Here is a 9,394-nt window from a genome sequence, read left to right as displayed (position 1 = left end):
AAACCGTCGCCGACGAACTCAACGACCGGCCCCGCAAACGCCTCGGCTACTACACCCCTACCGAAATGCTCGCTAGCCTCATCCTCAAAGACCTAGACAGCGTTGCGACCACCCCCTGAATCCGCCGCCCAAAAGTTTCCACCCAACACACATCCCGCACCCCAGCCATAGCGAGAACCTCAAACAACGGATACCGCGGTAGCCGACCTCGCCAACCACCCCAACCACGCGCCGGCCCCAGCCACCCGGCTCTGTAAAACAGCCGCAGCGGCGACCAGCCACCCACACACCTCCCCGGCCGCAACCAAACCATCGAACACGCCGCTTTGTGGATCCCCACTGCCAAATACCGGCAGCCACGATCCACAAACCGGCCCCGACCACCCCCAAAACCATTACGTCCGAAAACCCGGAGACGGACCCTCCGATCGTTCGGACGTTAACCCCGCCACCGTCACAACGTCCGAAAGACCGGAGACGGGCCCTCCGATTCTTCGGACGTTAGTCCCGCGAGCGATCGGTTGACGCCGACCCCTCAATTAACCGGCCTTGGGGTTGACCCCTGAGATGGCCCAGTCACCTGCAGGCAGAGGTGCCGGCCCCGCCTCGACGGCGCCCTCCGCATGCCCCCGCGCTAACGCTGCGGCGGTGTCACCGGCCCGACCCCGTCGAACAAAGCGCTTGGGTCGGACGGGCCGTGAGGTCCTGTCCGTAGGGCTATGACGCTGGGATGTTCCTTGTTGGAGCAGGAGGTGTGCTGCGTGCGAACGGTCCAGCTCTTCGTTCCGGAGTGCAGCGTGACCAGGTAGGTCTGCACGCCGTCGCCCACGCAGCCAGGTAGCGGCTTCGCGACGGGCCGGACGGCATCTCTTGTCAGCGACTGGCCGAGCTGCGCGGCGCGCCTGGGTGGCACGCGTGACCCTGCAATGAGCTTGCCGTCGAAATATTCGCAGATCTCCGCGCTGTCCACCTTCGCGTTCACGATTTCGGTGGCTCGGCCGGTGTCTGTCGGCGTGCAACCGTAGGCGTCGGTGCTGGTGATCGGCCGGGCGGTGTCGAGGATCTCCCGCCGCATTGTCTCGTTCGGCGCCAGCACGCTGACCTTCGTGCCACCGATGAGCCGGGTCTCCTCCGACCATCCACCGTCGTACTGCTTGGTCCCCGGTTCCTGTACGTCGCCGAACCAGACGTAAGGCACCCGCGCATCCAGCGGATAGACGGCGGTCTCGCAGGTGTACCGGTCACGGGATATCCAGTCGTAGAACCGCCCGACCACCGCGACCTTGGGCGTCAAGAACGTGCAGGGGGCGGGCCCGGCGATGTACTGGTTCCAGGTGTCCGGCACCTGCACCTGCGCCGTCTTGTAGGACTCCCAGTGCCAGCCGGGCTTGGTCTGCGCTACCTCTGGCTCGGTGCGAAGGGTGTTCGTGGCGGTGAAAGCCGTCGCGACGACAGCAGCCGCCAGTACGACGGCGCCGGCGGCGCGACCGGTACGGCGGCGGCGCAGGCGGCCGTGGACTGCCGACAGGAGTGTGTGGTCATCGGGTGCGTCAGCGGCGTGCCGGGCGAGGCTGTCCGCGATCTGCTGTTCGGAGTTGTTCATCAGCGGTTGACCTCCTCGGTCACGGTGGCGCGCAAGGTGGCGAGCGCGCGGTGGATCTGGGAGCGGACCGTGGCGGGCGAGCACTCGAGGATGACTGCGATATCGCCGTCCGGCAGGTCCTCGTAGTACCGCAGCACAACCGCTGCTCGTTGTTTCGTCGGCAACGTGGCGCACAGCACCCAGACCGCATCGGCGTCGGCATGGGCCAACGCAGGATCGGGGCTGGGGGCAACAAACAGCTCATCCGTCACCGTCTCCCGGCGGAAGAACTTCCGCCAGCGGGAGATATCGGCGTTCACGATCGAACGCCGTACATAGGCTTCCGGGTCCCCGTCCCGGCTGATCTTCTTCCAGCGTGGGTACGCCGAGATCAGCGCATCCTGTACTGCTTCTTCCGCGCGACTATGGTCCCGCGTGACCAGGTACGCGAACCGCAGCAACGCTGCACCCCGCTGTGCGACCCAGTCGTCGAACTCAGGCCTCTCCATCCGGCACCTCCCACCTGACTGCACGCAGCCCAGGCGCCGGATGTTGCATGGCTAGTCGAGATCGGGGTCGAGCGTGCTGCCGGGGAGCGGCGCCGGCGGCAACGCGAGCTTCTCGTCCGGCTTCGCCGCCAGGACGTCCTCGACGTACGAGCGGGCCGCTTCCATGGTGTCGACCTCGTGGCCGGCCTGTTCGGACAGGAACCAGCGGTGTTCGAGGACCTCGTGGAAGACCTCGGCCGGCTCCAGCTTGCGCTTGAGGTCGCGGGGGACCGAGCGGACGACGGGTTCGAAGACGTCGGTCAGCCACTCGTGGGCGACGATTTCTTCGTCTTCGTTCTGCTGGTTGGTGGCGGCGGCGTAGGAGTCGAGGTCGTTGAGCAGGCGACGCGCCTGGTTCTCCTCGACGTCCAGGCCGGTGAGCCGGATCAGGCGGCGGGAGTGGTGACCGGCGTCCACGACCTTCGGCTGGATGCGGACCTGGCTGCCGTCCCAGTCGGTGATGATGTCGATCTCGGCGACGTCGAAGCCGAGCTCGTTGAGGCGGCGGATGCGGGAGTCCAAGCGGTGCATCTCGTCGTTGGCGAACTCCTCAGGCGCTGTCAGCTCTTTCCAGAGTGCCTCGTACCGGTCCTGGATCGACTGCACGATCTCCTGCGGGTCGAGCGACTCGTCGAGCAGGCCGCCGGCCTCCAGGTCGCACAGCTCGCCGAACAGATTGATCTCGGCGGTGTAGAGGTCGTGCGCGCGCTGACCGCTGGAGATCTCCTGGTGCAGCTCACCGGTCTCGGCATCCACCAGGTACGCCGCGAATGCGCCGGCGTCCCGTCGGAACAGCGTGTTGGACAGCGAGCAGTCGCCCCAGAAGAAGCCGAGCAGGTGCATCCTGACGATCAGGGCGACCAGGGCGTCGATCAGCCGGTTGACCGTGTCGGGGCGCAACGTGCTGGAGAACAGGGCGCGGTACGGCAGCGAGAACTGCAGGTGCCGCGTGATCAGGATCGAGTCGATCGGCTCGCCGTTACGGTCGATGCGGTCGGTGATGACACCCACCGGCTCGACCGAGGGGGCCTCCAGCCGCTCCAGGTCGCGGAGCAGCCGGTACTCGTGCAGCGCGAGGTGCTCGAGCACCTCCTTGATCGCGTAGACCGTGCCGTTGACCCGGACGAACCGGACGACGTGCCGGGAGATACCGCGGGGGAGCGCAACCAGCTGCTCCTCGGGCCAGTCCTCCAGCGGGATATCCCATGGGAGCGACAGCAGACCGGTGTCCGGACGAGTGGCTACGAAGCGAGGCACGTCGACCAGTCTGTCAGGAATATTGAGAATTCAGCGACTACGCAAACCGTTGCAAGAAGTTGCGTGAATAGGCGTAGAGTTTGCGTCATGACACGACGACTTGCAGAGGTGGCCAAGAAGGTCGGCGTCAGCGAGGCGACCGTGAGCCGGGTGCTGAACGGCAAGCCCGGCGTCTCCGAGGCGACCCGGGAAGCGGTACTCACGGCGCTCGACGTGCTGGGTTATGAGCGGCCGACGCAATTGCGCGGCGACCGGGCCCGGCTTGTCGGGCTGGTGCTGCCGGAGTTGCAGAACCCGATCTTCCCCGCGTTCGCGGAGGTCGTCGGGGGAGCGTTGGCGCAGCAAGGTTTCACTTCCTTGCTCTGCACCCGCACGGTCGGTGGAGTGTCCGAGGCGGACTACGTCGACCTGCTCCTCCAGCAGCAGGTTTCCGGGGTCGTTTTCGCCGGCGGTTTCTACTCCCAGGCGGATGCGCCGCACGCTCACTACGAGCTGATCCAAGAGCGGAAGCTGCCGACCGTCCTGGTCAACGCAGCAGTCGATCACCTCGGCTTCCCGCAGGTGTCCTCGGATGATCACGTCGCCGCGGAGATGGCGATCGGCCACCTTCGTACGCTCGGACACCAGCGGATCGGCATGGTTCTCGGGCCGCGCGATCACATTCCGTCGCGGCGCAAACTGGATGCCTTCCTCAACTTGGAGGGCGATCCGAAGCTGGTCGAGCACACGATGTTCTCGCTCGAAGGCGGTCACGCCGCCGCCACTCGGTTGGTCGCGGCCGGCGTCACGGGGATCGTCTGCGCGAGCGACATCCTCGCCCTCGGCGCGATTCGTGCGGTCCGCCGGGCCGGGCTCGACGTACCCAAGGATGTTTCTGTGATCGGGTACGACGACTCCGCGATGATGAACTGCACCGACCCGCCCCTCACCACGGTTCGGCAGCCCATCGACGCGATGGGCCGGGCGGCCGTCGAGATGCTGATGGCGCTCATCGAGCGGGCCGCGGTCGCCACCGACGAACTCCTCTTCGAGCCGGAGCTCGTCGTACGGGCGTCGACTGCGCCGGCGCGCACCTAGCTCACTCAAAGTAATGCCCCGTTCACCCACGTGAACGGGGCATTCGTGCGTTCAGGCGTGACCACATCCTGACATAAGTCACGTTTTTGCAATCTTCTCTTGAAGTATTGCGCTCATGTGTCGACAACCCTACGGTGTGGCGCAGAGTCGAGGGAGAGGGTTCAACATGACGACAAGGCGCCGCGGGCTCAGCCTGCTGCTGGTAGCGGGACTCGGGCTGGGGGCCGTGTCTTGCGGCTCGGGGGACGACAAGCCGGGGGCCCAGGGCTCCGGTGGAGCGGACGGACCGGTCAAGATCACGGTTGGCTGTCAGCCACCGAAGAGCAACGCGAAGGAACGGGAAGGCTGGGACGCCGACGTGGTCGCGTTCCAGAAACTGCACCCGAACATCACCATCGAGAGCAAGGATGCGTTTCCCTGCATCAACCCGGACACCTTCCAGGCGAAGTTGGCCGGCGGGTCCCAGGAGGACGTGTTCTACGTCTACTACACCGACGTCCAGAAGATCATCAAGGCCCGTCAGGCCGCCGACATCAGCCAGTACATCGGCGATGTGAAGGCGACCAAGGACCTGCGCCCGGATGTCCAGGGTGTCTTCAAGTCCGAGGACAAGACCTACGGTGTGCCCCGCAACAACTACAACATGGGCCTGGTCTACAACCGCAAGCTGTTCACGCAGGCCGGGCTCAACCCGGACACCCCGCCGAAGACGTGGGCCGAGGTGCAGGCAGCGGCCAAGAAGATCGCCGGTCTCGGCGCCGGGTACACCGGCTTCGGTGAGTACTCCGCAGGCAACACCGGCGGCTGGCACTTCGCCGCGTCGCTGTACGCCCGCGGCGGCTCGATGGTCGGCGAGGACGGCAAGACCGCAGCCTTCAACAGCGCCGAGGGCAAGGCGGTCCTCGAGAACCTGAAGACGATGCGCTGGAACGACAACGCCATGGGCAGCAAGCAGTTGCTGCAGTGGGAAGACCTGATGCGGATGATGGGTTCCGGCAAGCTCGGCATGATGATCGGTGCACCCGACGTCGTGCAGTCGGTGAACAACGACTTCCAGGGCAAGTTCGAGGACTACGGAGTGACCGCCGTACCGGAGTCCGAGGGCAAGTCGTCGCTGAGCGGTGGTGACGGCTACATGTTCAACCCGAAGGCCACGCCGGAGAAGATCAATGCCGGTCTGCTCTGGCTGGAGTTCCACGAGCTCACGCCGGGCCAGGGTCAGTTCAACTACCAGCGTGCCAAGGAGCAGGGCCGCCCGGTCGGTCTCCCGATCCCGGACCTGTACGGCGACTCGGCCACCGGTAAGGAAATTGTTGCCCTGCGCAAGCAGTTCGCGACGGTCCCGGTCGACCACTTCACGCCGTACGTGACGGCGCAGGCCTCGATCACGAACAAGCTCGAGCCGCCGAAGGCACAGGAGCTGTACGCCGTCCTCGACGTCGCGATGTCCGCCGTACTGACTCGTCAGGACGCCGACATCGACAAGCTGCTCAGCGACGCCGAGTCCAAGGCCAACAAGATCCTGGCAAAGAACACGTAATGACTGTCACCCAAGAGCGGGTACGCCGTCCTCAGTCGAGGGCGGCGGGCCCGCGCCCGGACGTTGACGGCCGTGGTGCCCTGAAACGCAGCGTCGGGCGGAACCTGACGGCGTACGGATTCCTGTGCGGTGCACTGATCTGTTTCGCCTTGTTCTCCTGGTATCCGATGGTCCGCGAGGTCGTGCTCTCCTTCCAGGAGAACAACTTCGTCGACCCGGGGAAGTGGGTCGGCTTCGACAACTTCCGCAACGTCATCGAGGATCCGGCGTTCCGGCAGGCCTGGCTGAACACCGCGATCTTCAGCGCGCTCGCGCTGGTCGTCGGGTACGCCGTACCGTTCGTGCTCGCGATCGTGCTCAACGAACTCAAGCACGCGAAGGCGTACCTGCGGTTCGTCGTGTACCTCCCGGTGATGCTTCCGCCGGCGGTCGCCGTACTGCTGTTCAAGTGGTTCTACGACCCGGGTGCCGGCCTGTTCAACCAGATCCTGGGCACGTTCGGCATCCCGCCGCTGGCCTGGCTGGACTCGACCAGTACGGCGCTCATCAGCCTCGTGCTCGTGTCGACCTGGATGAACCTCGGCACCGGCACCCTCATCTACCTGGCCGCGTTGCAGAGCATCCCCGGTGATCTCTACGAGTCCGCCGAGCTCGACGGTGCCGGGCTGTTCCGGCGGATCTGGCACGTGACGGTCCCGCAGACCAAGCTGATCTTGCTCGTCATGCTGCTCCTGCAGGTCGTTGCGACCATGCAGGTCTTCATCGAGCCGTACCTGCTCACCGGCGGCGGTCCCGAGAACGCGACCGTCACGGTCGCCTACCTGATGTACCAGTACGCGTTCAACTTCGGTGACTTCGGTGGCGGTAGCGCCCTCGGCCTGATGCTGATGATCGTGCTGATGGTGTTCTCGACGATCTACCTGCGAGTCTCCCGGGAGGCGGAGCGATGAGAACCCTGGTGTCCCCGCTGGCCTTGCAGACCCCGCGCGGCAAGATCCTCTACTGGTCGATCCTGGTGATCACCGTGGTCGGCTTCACCGGCGCCTTCGTCTTCCCGCTGTACTGGATGATCACCGGCGCCCTGAAGTCACCCGACGAGCTGGCCCAGATCCCGCCGAGCTTCTTCCCCCAGCACTTCGACTTCGGCGTCTACGTCGAGGCCTGGAACCAGCTTCAGCTCGGCGTCTTCCTGAAGAACACCGTCCTGTACGCCGGGGGTGCGTGGCTGTTCACGTTGGCAGTCGACGTGACGGCGGCGTACTCGTTGTCGAAGCTCCGGCCGATGTTCGGCAAAGTGGTCCTCGGACTGATGCTGGCCACGCTGATGATCCCGCCGATGGTGCTCCTGCTGCCGACGTACCTGGTGGCGAAGGATCTGCCGATCCTGCACTGGGACCTGCTCAACACGCCATGGGCGATTTGGTTGCCGGCGGCAGCGAACGGGTTCTTCGTGTTCCTGCTCAAGCGGTTCTTCGACTCGATCCCCAAAGAGCTGCTCGAGGCGGCCGAGATCGACGGTGCCTCGCCGATGCGGATCCTCTGGTCGATCGTGCTGCCGGTGTCGCGGCCGATCCTCGGCGTGGTCTCGATCCTGTCCGTCGTGACGGTCTGGAAGGACTTCGTCTGGCCGCTGCTGGTGCTGCCGGAGACCGACAAGATGTCGATCAGCGTCGGTATCGCGTCGCTGTCCGCGCAGATGCCGCAGAACGTGCTGATCGCGTCGCTGGTGATCGCCAGCCTGCCGACCATCCTTGTTTTCTTCGTGTTCCAGCGCAGCATCATGGCCGGTCTCACCGCCGGTTCCCTCAAAGGTTAAGGAGCTTCGATGGCCGACGAATGGTGGCGTGGCGCAGCGATCTACCAGGTCTACCTGCGCAGCTTTGCCGACGGCAACGACGACGGGATCGGCGATCTCGCCGGTCTGCGCGCGAAGTTGCCGTACCTGGCCGAGCTCGGCGTCGACGCGATCTGGCTCAACCCCTGGTACCCGTCGCCGATGGCCGACGGCGGGTACGACGTCGCCGACTACCGTGCGATCGACCCGGCCTTCGGCACGCTCGCCGAAGCCGAGGCCTATATCGCCGAGGCGCATGCGCTGAACATCCGCACCATCATCGACATCGTCCCGAACCACGGCTCCGACCAGCAGGACTGGTTCGTCCAGGCCCTGCAGGCCGGCCCGGGTTCACCGGAGCGGGAGCGCTTCATCTTCCGCGCCGGGCGCGGCGATCTGCCGCCAAATGATTGGCAGTCGATCTTCAACGGTCCCGCGTGGACGCAGGTCCCGGACGGGGAGTGGTACCTGCACCTGTTCGCTCCGGAGCAGCCCGACTTCAACTGGCGCAACCCCGAGGTCGTCGAGGAGTTCCACGACATCCTCCGGTTCTGGCTGGACCGCGGCGTCGACGGCATCCGGATCGACAGCGCCGCCGTACTGTTCAAGGATCTGGACAGCATCGAGGAGTCCTACACCGACCACGACGAGGTGCACGACGTCTACCGCGAGTGGCGCCGCATCACCGACTCGTACGACGGCCGCTTCCTCGTCGGCGAGATGTGGATGCCGGACCAGGAACGCTTCGCGCTCTACCTGCGCCCCGACGAGATGCACACCGCCTTCAACTTCGACTTCCTCTCCCGCCCCTGGGAAGCCGCCGAGCTGAAGGCCTCCATCGACCTCACCCTCGCCACCCACGTCCCGATCGGCGCACCACCGACCTGGGTTCTGTCCAACCACGACGTCACCCGCCCGGTCACCAAGTACGGCCGCCCCGACACGTCGTTCTCGCACCAGGACCGCAAGCACGGCATGCACACCGACCTGGTCCTCGGCGAACGCCGAGCCCGCGCCGCGGCCCTGCTCGCGATGGCCCTCCCCGGCGCCGTCTACGTCTACCAAGGCGAAGAACTAGGCCTCCCCGAGGTGGAAGACCTCCCCAACGAGCTCCTCCAAGACCCCATCTTCGCCCGCTCCAACGGCACCGACCGAGGCCGCGACGGCTGCCGCGTCCCCCTCCCGTGGTCCGCCAAAGAACCCCCCTTCGGCTTCGGCACCGGAACCCCCTGGCTCCCGCAACCAGCCGACTGGAAAAACCTCACCGTCGAGTCCCAGCAAGCCGACCAAAACTCCATGCTCGCCCTCTACCGCAACGCCCTAGCGATCCGCCGCCACCACCTGGGCGACGGAACCCTAACCTGGCAAGACACCGCCCCCGGCGTCCTCTCGTTCAGCCGCGAAAACCTGACCAGCATCACCAACCTCTCGGATGCCCCGGTCAACCTCCCACCCCACCAGGAACTCCTCCTCACCAGCAGCCCCCTGGACAACGGCCAACTCCCCCCAGACACCACCGCCTGGATCCGCTAGGTAGGTGTAGGTGGCGTACCGAC

General features: G+C 65.7%; 8 protein-coding genes. 5 read left to right on the top strand and 3 right to left on the bottom strand.

Annotated features, from left to right (window positions below; translation table 11 throughout):
• Positions 1–634: 634 nt before the first annotated feature.
• The 3 genes from E1263_RS26750 to E1263_RS26740 are packed head-to-tail and all read right to left on the bottom strand — an operon-like array spanning position 635 to position 3,408.
• The gene (locus E1263_RS26750; RefSeq protein ID WP_132172163.1) at positions 635–1,603 is read right to left on the bottom strand and encodes a hypothetical protein; all 969 of its coding nucleotides are present in this window, start codon (positions 1,601–1,603) and stop codon (positions 635–637) included.
• Positions 1,603–2,091 carry a SigE family RNA polymerase sigma factor gene (locus E1263_RS26745; RefSeq protein ID WP_132172161.1) on the bottom strand — a complete coding sequence of 163 codons (489 nt, stop codon included), beginning with the start codon at positions 2,089–2,091 and terminating at the stop codon, positions 1,603–1,605. The genes E1263_RS26750 and E1263_RS26745 overlap by 1 nt, the downstream gene beginning before the upstream one ends.
• Positions 2,092–2,142: 51 nt before the next feature.
• Positions 2,143–3,408 (bottom strand): DUF4032 domain-containing protein, encoded by a 1,266-nt coding sequence (locus E1263_RS26740; RefSeq protein WP_238161567.1) that lies wholly within the window; start codon positions 3,406–3,408, stop codon positions 2,143–2,145.
• Between the two features lie 66 nt (positions 3,409–3,474).
• Here E1263_RS26740 and E1263_RS26735 point away from each other — a divergent pair, with 66 nt between their 5' ends.
• The 5 genes from E1263_RS26735 (at position 3,475) to E1263_RS26715 (ending at position 9,371) form a co-directional block, all read left to right on the top strand.
• The gene (locus E1263_RS26735; RefSeq protein ID WP_132172157.1) at positions 3,475–4,464 is read left to right on the top strand and encodes a LacI family DNA-binding transcriptional regulator; all 990 of its coding nucleotides are present in this window, start codon (positions 3,475–3,477) and stop codon (positions 4,462–4,464) included.
• 166 nt (positions 4,465–4,630) lie between these two features.
• Positions 4,631–6,004 (top strand): ABC transporter substrate-binding protein, encoded by a 1,374-nt coding sequence (locus tag E1263_RS26730; RefSeq protein ID WP_132172155.1) that lies wholly within the window; start codon positions 4,631–4,633, stop codon positions 6,002–6,004.
• Positions 6,004–6,954: a carbohydrate ABC transporter permease gene (locus E1263_RS26725; RefSeq protein WP_132172153.1), complete on the top strand. Its 951-nt coding sequence runs from the start codon at positions 6,004–6,006 to the stop codon at positions 6,952–6,954. The genes E1263_RS26730 and E1263_RS26725 overlap by 1 nt, the downstream gene beginning before the upstream one ends.
• Positions 6,951–7,820 carry a carbohydrate ABC transporter permease gene (locus E1263_RS26720; protein WP_132172151.1) on the top strand — a complete coding sequence of 290 codons (870 nt, stop codon included), beginning with the start codon at positions 6,951–6,953 and terminating at the stop codon, positions 7,818–7,820. Before E1263_RS26725 ends, E1263_RS26720 begins: the two co-directional genes overlap by 4 nt.
• A gap of 9 nt (positions 7,821–7,829) precedes the next feature.
• Positions 7,830–9,371: a glycoside hydrolase family 13 protein gene (locus tag E1263_RS26715; RefSeq protein ID WP_132172149.1), complete on the top strand. Its 1,542-nt coding sequence runs from the start codon at positions 7,830–7,832 to the stop codon at positions 9,369–9,371.
• Positions 9,372–9,394: the final 23 nt, after the last annotated feature.

It is taken from the genome of Kribbella antibiotica (assembly GCF_004349055.1).
Classification (GTDB): domain Bacteria; phylum Actinomycetota; class Actinomycetes; order Propionibacteriales; family Kribbellaceae; genus Kribbella; species Kribbella antibiotica.
The sequence above is the reverse complement of the archived record's forward strand: the minus strand, read 5'-3'. Positions and strand labels throughout refer to the sequence as shown.

Coding starts and splice junctions, on each gene's coding strand:
- E1263_RS26750 (WP_132172163.1), bottom strand. CDS start 1,603: ATGAACAACTCCGAACAGCAGATCGCGGACAGCCTCGCCCGGCACGCC.
- E1263_RS26745 (WP_132172161.1), bottom strand. CDS start 2,091: ATGGAGAGGCCTGAGTTCGACGACTGGGTCGCACAGCGGGGTGCAGCG.
- E1263_RS26735 (WP_132172157.1), top strand. CDS start 3,475: ATGACACGACGACTTGCAGAGGTGGCCAAGAAGGTCGGCGTCAGCGAG.
- E1263_RS26730 (WP_132172155.1), top strand. CDS start 4,631: ATGACGACAAGGCGCCGCGGGCTCAGCCTGCTGCTGGTAGCGGGACTC.
- E1263_RS26725 (WP_132172153.1), top strand. CDS start 6,004: ATGACTGTCACCCAAGAGCGGGTACGCCGTCCTCAGTCGAGGGCGGCG.
- E1263_RS26720 (WP_132172151.1), top strand. CDS start 6,951: ATGAGAACCCTGGTGTCCCCGCTGGCCTTGCAGACCCCGCGCGGCAAG.
- E1263_RS26715 (WP_132172149.1), top strand. CDS start 7,830: ATGGCCGACGAATGGTGGCGTGGCGCAGCGATCTACCAGGTCTACCTG.